The following is a 14,538-nucleotide window of genomic DNA, read 5'->3' on the forward strand; positions in this document are numbered from 1 at the left end:
ACCCGGGGGCACGCCACCGGACGCATCCGGCGCGCCCGCCCCTCCTCCCGGACCGGGCCCATCCACATCCGGCGCGCCGTCCGGCCCCCTTCCCGGACCTGGCCCGTTCGCATCCGGCGCGCCGTCCGCTCCCCCTCCCGGACCGGACCCGTCCGCGGCCGACCCGCTGCCGGATCCGTTTCCCGAACCGCTCCTCACCTCGGCGGGCCCGCTGCCCGTCGCGCCCCCCTCCGGGCCGGTCCCGGCGGCCGCTCCGCCCGTCCCCGACGACGTCACCGACGGCGTCACCGCGGCGCCCGCCACCGGCGCTCCGCCGGCCGACGCCCCCTTCGGACGGCCCGGCCGTTCCATGCGGGGCAACCCGTTCGTGTTCGGCTTCACCGCGGCCCTCGGCGTGCTCACCGCGTGGTGGCTGGTACAGGCCGTCGCGAGCGCGGGGTCGGTGCTGGTCCTCATCGTGGTCTCGCTCTTCCTCGCCGTCGGCCTCAACCCCGCCGTCGAGGCGCTCCAGCGCCGCACCCTGCCGCGCTGGCTCGCGATCACGACGGTCTTCCTCGGCGTCATCACCGTCTTCGCGGTCTTCGGCCTGGCGGTCGTGCCCCCGCTGACCACGCAGTCCGCCGAGTTCGTGGAGAACGTCCCGACGTACGTCCAGGAGCTGCAGAACCACCCGCTCATCCGCGACCTGGACCAGCGCTTCCAACTGCTGGAGAAACTCCAGCAGTACGTCACCAGCGGCGACTTCGGCACCCAGATGTTCGGCGGGGTGCTCGGCCTCGGCACGGTCCTGCTCGGCGCGGTCTTCAACTCCCTGACCGTGCTGGTCCTCACGCTCTACTTCCTCGGCTCGCTCACCTCGATCAAGGAGATGGGCTACCGCATGGTCCCCCGGTCCCGCCGGACCCGCACCCGCCTGCTCGGCGACGAGATCATCCAGCGCATCGGCGGCTACGTCGCGGGGAACCTGATCGTCTCCCTGATCGCGGGCGTGACGACCTTCGTCTTCCTGAGCATCATGCAGGTGCCGTACGCGCTGGCCCTGTCCCTGATCGTGGCGCTGACCGACCTGATCCCCCTGGTCGGCGCCTTCATCGGCGCCGGGGTGGCCTCCCTCGTCGGGTTCTTCGTCTCCCCCACGGTGGGCATCGTCTGCATCGTCTTCTTCACCCTCTACCAGCAGGTCGAGAACTACCTGATCGCGCCGAGGGTGATGAAGAGCTCGGTGGACGTCCCGCCGCTGGCCACGATCGTCGGCGCCCTGCTCGGCGGCGCCCTGCTCGGCGTCGTCGGGGCCCTGCTGGGCATCCCGATGGCCGCGGCCGTCCTGCTCATCGTCCGCGAGGTCGTCCTGCCCCGCCAGGAACGCCTCTGACCTCCCGGCGGGAAGGACGGCCGGGTCCCGGCTCAGCCGCTCCAGCACTCCGGCCGCCTTTCGCGGTCATCACGCCGGGCGGGGCCGATCCAGGCGGGGCCGATGCATCGGCCCCGGCGTCCCGCACCCGTCGCGGCCGGGTACGGCGGCCGCCCGGCCCGCCCGGAGCCCGGCACCGGGATCACCGGAACCGGGCCCGCCCCTCGCCTCGGAAGGTCCTGCCGTCAGGCGACGCGGGACGCCGGCGCGGTCCAGGTGTTGCACGCGGCCGGGGAGGCGCTGTCGAAGCCGCGCTGCAACCAGGCGGACTGGTTCTTGCCCGTGCCGTGGATGCGCTTCCCCTTTTCGAACTGCTCGTCACCGTTGTGCCGGGCGGCGTTCACGAGGGCCTCCCGCTCCTCGGCGGTGTACTCCTGCGAGGCCCAGATGCTCGCCATGAACGCCCCCGCCAGGCACTCGGCCTGCAGTTCCATGCGGCGGACGTACGTCAGAGCCTGAGCCTCCGTGCGGACCCGCGTACGCCAGAAGGCGGGCAGGATGCCGGTGACGTTCTGCACGTGGTGGGCGTACTCGTGCGCGAGGGTGTGCAGGATGTCCGGGTCGGCCGGTTGCTGGATGGAGTAGTCGTCGATCATGACGACCATCTGCCGCTGCTTGGTGCAGTAGAGGCCGACGACGTACTCACCCCATGGCTCTCCGCACACGCGGGTGGGCCCGGTGATGAACCGGACCTTCGGCTTCTCGAACGGCAGGCCGGCCTTCTTCAGCTGCGCGGACCACGAGGCGTTCATGCAGTCCATCATCGCAGTCAGGTGCTTCTTGGCGGCGCCGACGCTGGCGAAGTCGTCCGGGTGGCGGCCGCAGGGCACCGTCAGCTTGCCGGTGCGGTACAGCGGGTTGTGGGTCAGCGCCTTGGCGCCGGTGGGAACCGGCGCGCCGGCGGCACCGGAGTCGGCGCGGGCGGTGCCGGCGTGGGCGGTGCCGGTGAGCAGCAGACTGACCAGGGCCCCGGCCAGCAGGGCGATTCGAGGGGTACGCATGGCGTCAAACCCTATAGAAGCATTGATACGGTCCAACAGCGCCCATTCCCGCCGCGCTCACCGTACGAGGGACGCACCGCTCGCGGAGACCGTACGGCCCGCGGAGCGTCCCCCCACGACCTCCGCCGCCCAGAGCGCCACGCCGATGTAGAGGATCTGCTCGGGGATGCGCTGCCACAGCGGTGTCGCCGCCTCGCCCGCCAGGGTCACCCCGGCCAGCGCGGCGTGGACGTTGGCGGGGAGCATGAGCACGAACAGCAGGGCCAGGCAGATCCCGGCCGTCCGGCGGGTGGCGGGGAGCACGAGTCCCACCGCGCCGGCCAGCTCCAGGACGCCGGTCAGGTAGACCACGAGGGCGGGGAACGGGACGAACGGCGGGACCATCGCCACCATGTCGGCGTGGTTCGGCATGAAGGTCACGCCCGGCGGGGCGAAGTGGGCACCGGCCGTCATCACGAGCATGACGGCCAGGCCGTGCGCGGCGCTCACCCGCCAGGTGCCGAAGCGGGCCACGCCGAGCAGCGCACCCGAGAGACGGAAGACCAGGGCGGAGACGACAAGGACGATCACGGTCACGGAACTCACCCTCCTTTGGATATCAATACTACCCAATAGAGGATAGTAACGCTATCCAATATGGCCTCGGTCCGAGATCCCACCGGCACCGCGGAGGTGTTCCCGGCCTCCCGGTCGCCGGGCACCCGGCCGGAGTGCCCGGTCGTCGGCCTCCCCGGACGCCGGCAGAGGCTGCGGGGGCGGAAGACAGGGAAAGAGGGACCGTCAGCGGTCCGCCGGCTAGTCCAGGACCACGGGAGAGTCCTCGGTGCCGGACAACTCGCCCAGATGGGCCGTCCCGCCGCCGACGACGCGGAACCCGTACGGCCCGCTCGGGCGCCACAGCTCGGTGATGACGCAGTTGGGGACGTCGCACGCCCCGTTGAACCGGCGGAAGCCCCGCATCGCCTCGGCGTCGGGCTCTGTGGTTCCGGTGAACAGCGACCAGGTCACGGCCTTCATGAAGAGGCCGTGGGTGAACACCGCGATCAGGCCCTCCTCCGGGCGGTCGGCCAGCCGGTCCAGGAAAGCGCGGGCACGGGTGATGAGCATCCTGAAGGACTCCCCGCCGCCGCCGTTGACGTAGGCGGGGTCGGCACGCTCCCAGTAGGCGTCGGCGAAGGGCCTCCGCTGGTCCTTCGTCGTCTGCGGCCCGTGCAGCCCGCCCAGGTAGGTGAACTCCTCGACCGGCCACTCCTCGTACGGCACCCCGGGGAACCGCGCGACGGTCGCCCCGGCGGTCTGCCTCGCGCGGGCGAACGGCGAGCTGACGACGAGGTCCGGCGGAGCGGTGAAGGCCTCGGCCGTCCGCGCCGCCTGCTCCCGTCCGAGCGCCGTGAGCGGGGCCGTGCCCGGCCCGTCCGTCGGCAGCCCGGCGTTCGATTCGCTCTGCCCGTGCCGGACCAGCCACACCCGCCGAACTCCGATCATGCCGACAGGCTGGCACAAAGGGTCGGCGTCGCGGAAGGCCGGAAGGGGGGCGGACCGGCGAACGCCGCAGGGGATCACCCGGGGAACGCCGGGGGGATCACCCGGCGACCGCGGAGCCGAGGTCACCCCGGCACGGCCGGCCACGCCGCCGGCCGTCGCGGCGCCGGACGTGCCCGGCCGTCCGGTCCGGACCGAGGCCTCCGCGGTCATCGGCCGGGCAGGCGCTCCAGCAGGACCACGGGGATCTCACGGGTGGTCCGCTCCCGGTAGGCCGCGTACTCCGGCCTGGCCGACGCCATCAGGCGCCACAGGCCCGGTCGTTCCGCCGCGGTGGCGGGACGCGCCCGCGCGGTGAAGACCTCCGTACCGACCTGCACGGTGACGCGCGGATCGGCCAGCAGGTTCAGGTACCAGGCCGGATGGCGGTCCGCGCCGCGGTTGGAGGCCACCAGGACATAGCGGTCGCCGTCACGTCCGTAGACCAGCGCGGTACGGCGCAGCTCACCGGTCCTCCGGCCCCGGGTCGTCAGCAGCAGGTCGTTCGTCCCCGGGCGCGGCCGGCCGCCGGTCTCCTGGAAACGCCGGATGTGCTCGGCCACCCAGGGATCCGGGCTGTCGCGCACCTCGCCGGAGCCCGGGTTGCCGTGGACCCCGCCGGAGCCCGGGTTGCCGTGGACCCCGCCGGAGCCCGGGCTGTCGTGGACCCCGCTGAAGCCCGGGTTGCCGTGGACCTCGCCCATCACGCCTCCCGGACGACGGCGGCGGCGCGGTGGTGGCGGGGAGCCTCGATCTCGTCGAGCAGCGCGATCGCGAAGTCCGCGTAGGTGATCCTGCCGGCCGGGTCCGCGTGCTCGGCGATCCGGTAGCGGCCGGTGCGCGCGCCGCCGTGGTCGAAGTCGCCTGCCGGTGCGACGTACGCCCAGTCGAGGCCGGCGGCGTCCCGGAGGACGGCGAGCCCCGCCGCATGGCCGAGGTAGAAGTCGCGGTACTCGCCGGGATAACCGGGCTCGTCCATCAGGGGGACCCCTGATGCCCCGGGCATGATCGAGGCGAGGCCGACCACCACCAGCCGGCGCACGCCCGCCTTCGTCAGACCGGCGGTCAGGGCCCGAGCCGACGCGGTGAAGAAGTCGTGCGGCGGCGCGGACAGGTCCGCCGCGGCGCTGACGGCGGCGTCGTGCCCCGCCGCCACCCTCTCTATGCCCGCCTCGTCCGTGACGTCGCCCGCCACCACCCGCACACCGGCCAGATCACCGTGGCGTGCCGGGTCGCGCACCACGGCGGTGACCCGGTGACCACGCCGGCGCGCCTCGGCGATGGCCTGCCGCCCGGCCCTGCCGCCCGCGCCGAAGACCACGATGTTCATGGCGAACCGCCTCTCACCAGGGCCGGGGCCCTTCCGCCCGGCCGCTTCGCGGACGCTATCGGAGGATGCGGTTACCTCTGGGATACCGGTTATGGTGAGGCCATGAGGGAACCCCTGCCCGCCGACATGTTCGACGAGCTGTGCCCGTCCTCACTCAATCCGATCCGATTCGGTGACAAGTGGGCGGCGCTCGTCATCCGCTGCCTCGAGCACGGGCCGCGCCGGTTCTCCGAGCTCCGCGTGCCGCTGAGCCGCGTCACCCCCAAGGTCCTCACCCGGTCACTGCGCTCCCTCGAACGGGACGGTCTGGTGGAGCGCACCGTCCACCCCGCCGCCGCTCCGCACGTCGAATACGAGTTGACCCCCCTCGGCCGCAGCATGCTCGGACCGATGGCGGTCGCCTGCGCCTGGGCGCGGGAGCACTGGGACGAACTGCTCGACGCCCGCGAGTCGTACGACGACCGCGGCCGCCTCGACCGCACCGGCTGACGGCGGGCAGCGGGCAGCGGGCAGCGGTCCCCACGCTTCCGCCGCCCGCCCGCCCACCTCCGCCGCCCGCCTGCCGCGGAACGGCCCGCCGCCGGTTCGCAGCCGGTTCGCAGCCGGTTCGCAGCCGGGCGGGAGGCCGCGCATCGTGAACGCATCGCGGATCCATCAACCGGGGCCCGCAGGATCGGTGCCAGAAGAGAGCACCGACCAGGGAGTGTCCCCATGTCCACCACCGCCGCCGTCGTCACCGTCCTGACCGCCCTCTGGGTGGGTTTCTCCGCCTTCTCCCTCCTCCGCCGCGCCGAGTGGGTCGTGAAGCCCCTGACCGACTACGGCGTCCCCCGCTCGTGGTGGACCTGGCTCGGCGCGGCCAAGGCCGCGGGGTCCGCGGGCCTGCTGGTCGGGCTGTTCGTACCGGTCGTAGGCGTCCTGGCCGGGATCGGCCTCGTGCTGTATTTCGCCGGAGCCGTGTTCACCGTGCTCCGGGCGCGCTCGTACTCGACCGCCGTGTTCCCCCTGCTGTACATGGGGCCGGTGATCGCCGCCCTGGTGCTGGGGCACATCGCCTGACGACGCGCGGAAGCACCCGGGTCCCGCATCCGCACGGTCACCCTCACCGGCGCCTCACCGGCTCCGGTCACGGCGGCCGGCCACCGCGTCAGGGCCGGTTCTTCTTCCCGTCCAGCCAGAGCGTGTCCGACTCGTCGCGGTGGGAACCGGAACCGCCGACGTGCTTGGCGTCGATCTTCGGCCCCTTCTTGATCACATGCACCAGCGCCATCGCATGCCCGCGTCCGAGGTCGTAGTCCTGCTTCAGCCACTCGATGATCGCGCCCGCTTTCACGGACGGGCCGTCGAGACCGCGCTCCTTCGCCAGCGCGATGAACTCACGCGGGGTGAGGCCGGTCTTGTCCTCGATGTTGTCCAAGTACGCCTGGAACGACATGTGTCTCTCCGTTCGTCGCGGGCCGTCGGGCCGCAGTGACCCACTCGATTCTGCATGAGCGGGTCCCGACGACCGGTCCCGCTCCGGTCGCTCGTCGCCGCCGTCGATTCGCGTCGCCGGCGCGCGATGCCTCCCCCTTACATTTCCATGAGTGAACGATCTCGTGCAGCAGCGGCCCGAATCAACGCGCGATCAGCGAAGGGACGTTTAGCCGGACTCAACGACGGGGCCACGATGCTGGAACGGCAGGCCCCGGCGGCGCGCACCAGGTCCGCGTCGATGCCGTGCTCCTCGCTGGTGTGGACGATGTGGGCCATGCGGCCGGCATCGCCCGGTGGTTCGTGAACGGCCACCGCGCGCTCGGCGAAGCCGCCGCCCGAGCACCATCTCCGGCCCCTTCGGCGAACCCCGGTGGAACGCGCCGTTTCCGATCCACGGATGCCGGGCGCCGTCCAGGGCGGAGGAAAGCTTCTTGATCTCAACCATGGTCTAGGTTGCAGGATGGACCAGCGGGCCCTGGGTCCCGCAACCGATCACGAGAAGCATCAGGTGAGCCCCGGTCCCGGGTTCTGTTCGATCGGTGAAGTGCCACCGCCGACGGCGGCCGATCGGGGGAAGGACGTTCATGAAGGTCGAGATCTACGCCGACGTGCTGTGCCCATGGTGCTACATCGGCAAAAGACGCTTGGCGGCGGCGCTGGAGACGATCACCGACCGCGCCGGGGTGGAGCTCGTGTGGCGCAGCTACGAGCTCGCGCCGGACGGAGGCCGGACTCCCGGGCCGACGGCCGCCGAAGCCATGGCCGGGTGGTGGGGTGATCAGGCCGCGGCCCGTGTCGCGCGGATCCGCTCGTCGGGCGCCGCCGAAGGGCTGGAGCTCAACCTGCACCTGGCCCGGCCGGTGAACACCTTCGACGCGCACCGGCTGTGCCATCTGGCGGCCGATCACGGTCGGGGAGACCAGATGATGGAGCGCCTGTTGCGCGCGTATCACACCGAAGGTCTGAACGTGGCCGAGCCGCAGGTCCTGCGGCGGCTGGGCGGCGAGACCGGTCTGGCGGATGACGAGGTGCGCGCCGTCCTCACCGGTGACGGCTACGCCGATGCCGTACGAGCCGATCGGCGCCGCGCGATCGAGTGCGGTGTCACCGGAGTCCCCTCCCTGGTGATCGACGGTGCCCGGCCGGTCCCCGGCGTCCAGTCCCCCGCCGCGCTGCGCGAACTGCTACGGCAGCCGAACGTTCGCCGCTGAGGAACCGGCCGCACAGTTCCCGATCAGGATGAAGGCCCGATCCCGCCGTCCGGCGACGGCCGGAAGCACACCGGTGGGTCGCACTCGCGGCCGGCCGAGCCGGCCGGGAGTTCCCCGCCGGGCTGTTGACGGCAGCGGGTGACGCACCGTTCGGTCATGTGACCGAAGCTCATCACCCCAGCCACATGATCCGAATGCCGGACGGCTCCTAGCCGCGCTCGGGCCAGGTCGGACCCTGGTCGGTCCAGACGACGCCCTCGTTGCGGCACAGGCAGAAGGGGTGGCCGATCGGGTCGGTGTAGATCCGCCAGCCGTAGCCGTCGGGGCCGATGAAGTCCTGCCGCAGCGTCGCGCCGAGGTCGAGGACGCGGCGCTGCTCGGACTCGATGTCGTCGACTTCGAAGTCGAGGTGGAACTGCTTGGGGTGCTCGCTGTCGGGCCACTGCGGAGCGCGGTAGTCGTCCACCCGGATGAAGGCCAGCTCGATCTCACCGAACCGGATGCCGGCCCAGTTCTCGTGGCTGCCTTCCTTGATCGGACGGCCCGTCACCTCAGAGTAGAAGGCCGCCAGCTTCATCGTGTCCGGGCAGTCGATGATGAAATCGGTGAGTCGCAGCATTTCGCGATCTTGTCACAAGATCTCTGGTGCAGACGCCTCAGTCCGGGTTCCCAGCGGTGTAGTGGAAGTGCTCCTGCTGCGCGATCGTGAAGCGCCCGACGAACGAGGGAGTCTGCTGGTGGGCGGCCCGGGGCTGGAAGTGGCCGTGCTCGATCGCCCAGTCGTGGACGCCCGTGTCGAGGGGGTACTCCGTGAGCATCCCCGTCAGCTTGCCGGTCCTGATCCACGACTCTGCGCGCTCCCGCGTCCGGAACACGCCTGACGGCCACTGCGCGCCCTCACCCAGGAAGACCCACACGGTCACGGGACCGGAACCGCTCACCGCTGGGACACCTCACCACTGAACTCTGCGAAACCCGGAGGGGCACGGCTCTGATGGATGGACCGTAGTCACTCAGTTGGTCGCTCAGCAACGCAGAAGGCCGCTCCCGATCTCTCGGAAGCGGCCTCTGACCTGGTGGAGATGAGGGGATTCGAACCCCTGACCCCTTCGATGCGAACCCCGGTGGGGTGTATCGCCTCCGATCGATGGATGTCATCCGGTGCTGTCATGTACCCCGAAGGTGACGTCCATTCGTCTCGGCTACGCTCCCGTGTCAGCGGGTCTGCTGACTTTTCGCTGACTCCCCGACCTTCCGACTCGCCGGTGATCCCTCCTCGCATCCTCAGCAACCGCACAGTGCCTGGATACTTGCGGCTATGGTCATCGTCGAAGTCGTCCTAGAGACCTACGATGCGGTGGACTTCACGGCCTGGCCGATCGCGGAGCCGTCGCGCGACCGTCTTCTCGCCCTCTCCGGCCAGATGTCTCCCGCCGAGGTCGGGACGGCCATGGCCGTCATCTTCAGCTACAACGGCATTCCCGTCACTCACGCCGCCGACCTGACCGAGGCGCATCTGGAGCAGCATCTCGCCGAAGCGGAATGCCTGATCGCCCCCGGCGGGCTGCGCTTCCACGACACCACCACCGACGTCAGCGTCTCGCCCGGTTGCTGCTTCGGCTTAGAGAACTGGCGGGACTGGTGGGACGTGGCCTGCGGGCAAGAATCTTGGCTCGGCCACGACCCCACGCCACACATCACACATGCGGGTCACATCATCCAGCTCCGACAACACGATGAGGACGCCTCGCCCATCGAGATCACTCGCGGCGAGCTCTCCGGCCTGCTCACCACAGCTCAACAGTACTTCTCCGGCTTCCTCAACCTCGCCCGGCGATGGGCGGCGACCACTACGCCAGGGCTGGCCGGCCAGCTCACCTCCGCCCTCGACCAACACTTCATGATCACTGAAGTCTCTTCGTTCTCGGACGGCCGTGCGACACAGTGATTCTGAATACTTCCGCCCAAGGCGGGACGTTGTGCCACCATGGTGCGTCGTTCCGACGGAGGAGGCTGATTGGTCGTTTTCGCCTGTGCAGAGTGCGGCGCCGCGATGACCACGAAGGTGGCCCGGGTGGCACTTCCCGACCACTCTGGCCAGAAGTACGGGCATGGTCTGCTCCCCAGCCTTCTGGAGCCAGGGACGTACGCGGTGGATCCTGGAGACGGCCAGTCCTGGGAACCATTGAGGTCACGTCCAGCGAAGTGGTGTATGAGTCGGCCTTCGCGTGATCCCGTTTCTGCAGGTTAAGCGGTAAGTGTCTGCGGCAGCGGGTTCTGCCCCGGTGTGTCGCCGCAGATCAGCCGCAGCCGGACCTTGGCCAGCACGTCCAGCCCCATGTAGCGGCGGGCCTCGGTCCACTCGTCGGTCTGCTCGGCCAGCACCGCACCCACCAGGCGCACGACCGAACTCCGGTCGGGGAAGATACCGACCACGTCGGTGCGGCGGCGGATCTCCTTGTTCAACCGCTCCTGCGGATTGTTCGACCACACCTGCCGCCAGACCTCCCGAGGGAACGCAGCAAAGGCCAGCAACTCCTCCCGGGCCGCGTCCAGATGCGCCGCCGCGGCCGGATACTTCGCCTCCAGGGCGTCGATGACCCAGGCATGCTGGGAGCGCACGGCCTCGGCGGTCGGCTGGTCGAAGATCGTGCGCACCAGGGTCGCCACCCACGGCTGCGCCGACTTGGGCACGGTGGTCAGCAAATTCCGCAGGTAGTGCGTTCGACAGCGCTGCCAGGCCGCGCCCGCCAGCACCGCGCCGACCGCCTCCACCAAGCCCCGGTGGGCATCGGAGACCACCAGCTGCACCCCCGACAGGCCCCGCGCCACCAGGCCCCGCAGGAAGCCCAGCCAGCCCGCGCCGTCCTCGGCCGAGGTCACCTCCAGCCCCAGGATCTCCCGGCGGCCGTCGGCGTTCACGGCCGTGGCGACCAGCACGTGCACGTTCACCGTCCGCCCGTCCTCACGGACCTTCTGCGTCAGCGCGTCCAGCCACAGGAACGCATACGGGCCGCCGTCCAGCGGGCGGGTGCGGAAGGCCTCCACCTGCCCGTCGAGCATCTTGGCCATCTCCGAGACCTGGCTTTTCGAGATGTGCTGCACCCCGAGCTGCTCGATCAGCTTGTCGACGCGGCGGGTGGAGACGCCCAGCAGGTAGCTGGTGGCCACCACGCTGATGAGGGCCTGTTCGGCCCGGCGGCGGCGCTGCAGCAGCCAGTCCGGGAAGTAGGTGCCCGAACGCAGCTTGGGGATGGCGAGCTCGACGGTGCCGGCGCGGGTGTCCCAGTCCCGCTTCCGGTAGCCGTTGCGGCGGTTGGCGCGCTGATCGCTGCGCTCGCCGTAGGCGGCGCCGCACAGGCTGTCGGCCTCAGCCGACATCAACGCCTCGGCCATGGTCTTCACCATGGAGCGCAACAGATCCGGGTCGCTGGTCTGAATCTGCTCCGCCAGCCACGCCATCGGGTCCACACTGTTGTTCACGGCCATCGCTTTCTTCCTTCGATCTTGGTTTCGCAACCCGAAGGATCACGCGATGGCCGTCTTCATGTCCGGCGGCACGCCTGTGTGCTGGGGAAACTCTTACACCACTTCCGTGGACGCAACCACCATTGAAGCCCGAGCCGGAAGCGCAAGGCGTCCGACTGCTGACGTACTGCATCTCGGGCGCTCCGAACAGGATCGGAATCGCGCCGGGTGACGTCCGCGGAACCGTCTTCATCCCGGAGCGGTTAGGCGGCTGCTGCTGCGGCTGGGACGGCCAGTACGGCCCCAACCTGGCATGCGCGAGGTGCGGCTGTCCGGTGGCGACTCGCGTCGACGACTGCGGGTTCTGGCAGGTGGTGTGGCTGGAGCCGGAAGCCGTGCGTCCTGTCGCCGTCGGCGGCCCCGTCCAACGGGTGATCGACTGGGCGGAACTGCAGAGCATCCCGCCCGTTGATCCGCGTGGTTTCTGGAGCCCTCTATGGGAGGCCGCGGCGGCGGTAGCACTGGCCCACCTACTGGCAGTATCGGGCGGTAAGCGGGTATCCGTCCCTGAGGGACCTGTCGCACAGGTGTTTCGTCGGGCGATCGACAGTCTGCTCCCTCCGGAGCCACCAGAACGCCATCTCGTCCTGGCCGGGCCCGGCCTGTCTGCCGCGATCACGGACATCGCCTTGGTGCCGCGGCATCCGCAGACCGGTGAGGTATGGCCCTGCGACGCGGGAGCGGTGGTGCCCCTGTCCGCGGGCGTGTGGACATACTTGGCGTTCAACGATGACCGGCGGCTCGTGCCGGCGGCGTACGGGATGCCTGCCGTCGTTCGCCGTGATGATCCGCCCCCGCTGCTACCGTCCAGCCCCTTCCGTCCCGACGGGCGAGTGTTCCTCGGCACGCTGGAGCGGCTGGCGGCGGTTCGGCAGCCGTGGTTGCGCCGCATCTACGACCGGGTGAAAGACCGCCCCTACATGGACCCGTTCGCGTAGATGCGCGAGCAGGGCGGTGGCCTCACGGATGGGTTGCGTCTATGGACGTGATCGCCGTCCACAAGCCGGTACGGCCATGCCCCCGGAGGACATCCTCCTGTAGACCGTCTGCGATATCAGTCCGAATCTGTCGGCCTCGCACGCCATGATCGGCATTCATACGTCCTATACGTCTACGTCCCCTCAAGGAGCGCGATGGCTGCCACCGACGATGTCAGATGGTGGGGCGTCAACGACTGGACGGATCTCGACCTGGTCCGCGCCGAGCTCGCCGCGGGCGCCGATCCGAACTACGGCGCGTTCATCTTCGAAAAGCCGCTGCACGCCGCGGCTGATCGCGGCTCGCCTGAAGTGGTCGCTGAGCTCGCCAGGCTCGTCGATGACGTCGACGCGGAACGTGAGGGCCGTACCGCGCTGTGGATGGCGGTCTTCGAAGGCCGCGCCGACAACGCCCGAGCCCTCGTCTCCGCCGGGGCAGACCCGTGGCGTCCCATGATGGCGGGCTGGTCCCCCGGCCGCCTCAGCTTGGTAGGCCCCGCTCCCGATCTCTTCTCCCCCTCACCGGAGGCCGGCCTGTCCGCGGCCGAGGCCGCTGCCGTGGCGGAAGCCGAACGTCTGATCCCCGCCCTGGGAGATTTCTACTATGACGGCCTGGGTCTGGCCTGCGTGGCCGAGCTCAGCGCAGCCGAGGCGACAGCACGGCTGGAAGCCGTACCTGCCGACGGCGTGGACATCGACGAACTTTACGAGGACTCGTGGAACAAGCCGGACGCCGAACTGATCGTCGGCGTCACAGACGTGCCCGGCGGTTGCGTCATCATCCAACCCTGGGGATACACCCCGTCCACACGCGGCCTCCTCGAATGCGTCTCACCGGGCACGGTCTGCTACAGCATGTATGCCAATCCCAAGGGCGGCAGTAGCGGAGACATCGCCCGGGACGGCACCGTCATCACGGCCTGGGAACCGTACAGCGCCTACACCGTCCCCGTTGACGCTCCTGCCGAGGAGATTCTCGCCGCCTACCTTTACAGCAATCACCCTGTGGCGTTCTGCTGCGCCGGCGCAGGTCTGCACCTGAACGACGCCGGGCCAATCATCGGCTCCGACAGGTGGCTCAAGCTTCCCGAACGAGACTGGTGGACCTGACAGCGACGCAGCAAAAGGACCCGGCTCCATGATGTGGAACCGGGTCCTCTGACCTGGGTGGAGATGAGGGGATTCGAACCCCTGACCCCTTCGATGCGAAGCTATTTCACCGGGTCCGAGTCCTTGGCCTACGCGCTGCCTGACCTGCGGGGGCGGTCCCCCATCGTCCGTGATCGTCCGGCCTCGTCCGCAGCCGTTGTCACCCAGTTGGTCACTCAACCGGAGACGCTCGGTGCGGGCTCACCTGCGCAGGCCGGCTCACTATGCTCACGGCATGGCCACCGAAGATCAATGCGCCATCATCGAGGATCTGCTCTCCCTCCCTTTCCTGCAAGAGCACGCACGGGCGGGGAACCGGTCCAGCGGTCCGGGCTACCACATGCGTGTTCTCCGGGCCAGCCAGGATTTTTAGGACGACCGCGGCGAAGAGATCATCGAGGTCTCGGGCTTCCTTGCATCTGTCACCGGTGGAGGCAGACACCGAACACGGTTTTGTCAGAGGGGTGGCATAGCATCGCTGCGTTCGTCGGCGCCCGTTCGGGTCATGCCACTCTGGCGGGAGAAACTGGTAGGTCTGACGGTGGATGACTCATGCGCACGGCAAGGCTGCGCGAACCCGCGTAGTCCCAAGGCGGGATTCGGCCTCTGCATGGTCCATTACAGAGAAGATCAGGCCCTGCGTGCGGCCCCGTGCGGGGAACCTGGATGCGAGAGGCCAACGATCGCGCGCGGTTGGTGCGCCACCCACTACCAGAGATGGCTCAAGCATGGCGATCCAACCGTCGACATGCGGCGGAAGCCCGCGAAGGTCTGCTCGGAGGAGGGATGTTCCGGCAAGGCGGTGGGGCGAGGGCTCTGCTCGAAACATTACGGGAGGTTCATGCGTCTGGGGTCCACAGAGTTGCCCTCCAGAGTGACGCGTGAGATGCAGATCTGCCTGGCCGATGACTGCGAGCGTCCAGCTAATGGTGGG

At 69.8% G+C, this 14,538-nt stretch carries 18 protein-coding genes; 9 read left to right on the plus strand and 9 right to left on the minus strand.

The window, feature by feature from the left end; translation table 11 throughout:
- Window positions 1-349 precede the first annotated feature (349 nt).
- Window positions 350-1,372, plus strand: a complete 1,023-nt coding sequence (locus tag HS048_RS00730) for an AI-2E family transporter (protein ID WP_196465814.1) — start codon at window positions 350-352, stop codon at window positions 1,370-1,372.
- A gap of 224 nt (window positions 1,373-1,596) precedes the next feature.
- Here HS048_RS00730 and HS048_RS00735 read toward each other — a convergent pair whose 3' ends face one another.
- Entirely contained in the window at window positions 1,597-2,412 is an 816-nt protein-coding gene (locus HS048_RS00735; RefSeq protein ID WP_068902393.1) for a neutral zinc metallopeptidase, read from the minus strand.
- A gap of 166 nt (window positions 2,413-2,578) precedes the next feature.
- On the opposite strand from HS048_RS00735, the gene HS048_RS39065 reads away from it, so the two are divergent.
- Entirely contained in the window at window positions 2,579-2,758 is a 180-nt protein-coding gene (locus HS048_RS39065) for a hypothetical protein (protein ID WP_369690540.1), read from the plus strand.
- A gap of 449 nt (window positions 2,759-3,207) precedes the next feature.
- On the opposite strand, the gene HS048_RS00745 is transcribed toward HS048_RS39065, so the two are convergent.
- The 3 genes from HS048_RS00745 to HS048_RS00755 all read right to left on the minus strand — a co-directional run bounded on the left by HS048_RS00745 (window position 3,208) and on the right by HS048_RS00755 (window position 5,263).
- Window positions 3,208-3,897 carry a histidine phosphatase family protein gene (locus HS048_RS00745; protein ID WP_196465815.1) on the minus strand — a complete coding sequence of 230 codons (690 nt, stop codon included), beginning with the start codon at window positions 3,895-3,897 and terminating at the stop codon, window positions 3,208-3,210.
- 206 nt (window positions 3,898-4,103) lie between these two features.
- Entirely contained in the window at window positions 4,104-4,637 is a 534-nt protein-coding gene (locus tag HS048_RS00750; RefSeq protein ID WP_196465816.1) for a nitroreductase family deazaflavin-dependent oxidoreductase, read from the minus strand.
- On the minus strand, window positions 4,637-5,263 hold the full coding sequence (locus HS048_RS00755; RefSeq protein ID WP_196465817.1) for an NAD(P)-dependent oxidoreductase: 627 nt from the start codon (window positions 5,261-5,263) through the stop codon (window positions 4,637-4,639). The genes HS048_RS00750 and HS048_RS00755 overlap by 1 nt, the downstream gene beginning before the upstream one ends.
- A 102-nt stretch (window positions 5,264-5,365) precedes the next feature.
- Between HS048_RS00755 and HS048_RS00760 the strand changes: the two genes are divergently transcribed.
- Window positions 5,366-5,752 carry a helix-turn-helix domain-containing protein gene (locus tag HS048_RS00760; protein WP_068902388.1) on the plus strand — a complete coding sequence of 129 codons (387 nt, stop codon included), beginning with the start codon at window positions 5,366-5,368 and terminating at the stop codon, window positions 5,750-5,752.
- Window positions 5,753-5,974: 222 nt separating this feature from the next.
- Window positions 5,975-6,322 carry a DoxX family protein gene (locus HS048_RS00765; RefSeq protein ID WP_068902386.1) on the plus strand — a complete coding sequence of 116 codons (348 nt, stop codon included), beginning with the start codon at window positions 5,975-5,977 and terminating at the stop codon, window positions 6,320-6,322.
- A gap of 88 nt (window positions 6,323-6,410) precedes the next feature.
- Here HS048_RS00765 and HS048_RS00770 read toward each other — a convergent pair whose 3' ends face one another.
- Both HS048_RS00770 and HS048_RS00775 read right to left on the minus strand, forming a co-directional pair.
- Entirely contained in the window at window positions 6,411-6,698 is a 288-nt protein-coding gene (locus tag HS048_RS00770) for a DUF4287 domain-containing protein (protein WP_068902383.1), read from the minus strand.
- 137 nt (window positions 6,699-6,835) lie between these two features.
- Entirely contained in the window at window positions 6,836-7,015 is a 180-nt protein-coding gene (locus tag HS048_RS00775) for a hypothetical protein (protein WP_196465818.1), read from the minus strand.
- Between the two features lie 308 nt (window positions 7,016-7,323).
- On the opposite strand from HS048_RS00775, the gene HS048_RS00780 reads away from it, so the two are divergent.
- Window positions 7,324-7,950 carry a DsbA family oxidoreductase gene (locus tag HS048_RS00780; RefSeq protein WP_068902382.1) on the plus strand — a complete coding sequence of 209 codons (627 nt, stop codon included), beginning with the start codon at window positions 7,324-7,326 and terminating at the stop codon, window positions 7,948-7,950.
- 208 nt (window positions 7,951-8,158) lie between these two features.
- On the opposite strand, the gene HS048_RS00785 is transcribed toward HS048_RS00780, so the two are convergent.
- Together HS048_RS00785 and HS048_RS00790 are read right to left on the minus strand one after the other, a co-directional pair.
- On the minus strand, window positions 8,159-8,569 hold the full coding sequence (locus HS048_RS00785) for a VOC family protein (RefSeq protein ID WP_068902380.1): 411 nt from the start codon (window positions 8,567-8,569) through the stop codon (window positions 8,159-8,161).
- Window positions 8,570-8,606: 37 nt separating this feature from the next.
- Window positions 8,607-8,891 (minus strand): hypothetical protein, encoded by a 285-nt coding sequence (locus tag HS048_RS00790; RefSeq protein ID WP_196465819.1) that lies wholly within the window; start codon window positions 8,889-8,891, stop codon window positions 8,607-8,609.
- Between the two features lie 377 nt (window positions 8,892-9,268).
- Between HS048_RS00790 and HS048_RS00795 the strand changes: the two genes are divergently transcribed.
- Window positions 9,269-9,898 carry a hypothetical protein gene (locus tag HS048_RS00795; protein ID WP_196465820.1) on the plus strand — a complete coding sequence of 210 codons (630 nt, stop codon included), beginning with the start codon at window positions 9,269-9,271 and terminating at the stop codon, window positions 9,896-9,898.
- A 299-nt stretch (window positions 9,899-10,197) separates the two neighbouring features.
- On the opposite strand, the gene HS048_RS00800 is transcribed toward HS048_RS00795, so the two are convergent.
- Window positions 10,198-11,439, minus strand: coding sequence for an IS256 family transposase (locus HS048_RS00800; protein WP_196465821.1), 1,242 nt, complete (start codon window positions 11,437-11,439; stop codon window positions 10,198-10,200).
- A 314-nt stretch (window positions 11,440-11,753) separates the two neighbouring features.
- Here HS048_RS00800 and HS048_RS00805 point away from each other — a divergent pair, with 314 nt between their 5' ends.
- The 3 genes from HS048_RS00805 to HS048_RS00815 all read left to right on the plus strand — a co-directional run bounded on the left by HS048_RS00805 (window position 11,754) and on the right by HS048_RS00815 (window position 13,977).
- A complete protein-coding gene (locus HS048_RS00805; RefSeq protein ID WP_196465822.1) occupies window positions 11,754-12,416 on the plus strand; it encodes a hypothetical protein in 663 nt (220 codons plus the stop codon).
- A 195-nt stretch (window positions 12,417-12,611) separates the two neighbouring features.
- A complete protein-coding gene (locus tag HS048_RS00810; protein ID WP_196465823.1) occupies window positions 12,612-13,565 on the plus strand; it encodes an ankyrin repeat domain-containing protein in 954 nt (317 codons plus the stop codon).
- A gap of 274 nt (window positions 13,566-13,839) precedes the next feature.
- A complete protein-coding gene (locus tag HS048_RS00815; RefSeq protein WP_196465824.1) occupies window positions 13,840-13,977 on the plus strand; it encodes a hypothetical protein in 138 nt (45 codons plus the stop codon).
- Window positions 13,978-14,538: the final 561 nt, after the last annotated feature.

Source organism: Planomonospora sp. ID91781 (assembly GCF_015711595.1).
Classification (GTDB): Bacteria; Actinomycetota; Actinomycetes; order Streptosporangiales; family Streptosporangiaceae; genus Planomonospora; species Planomonospora parontospora.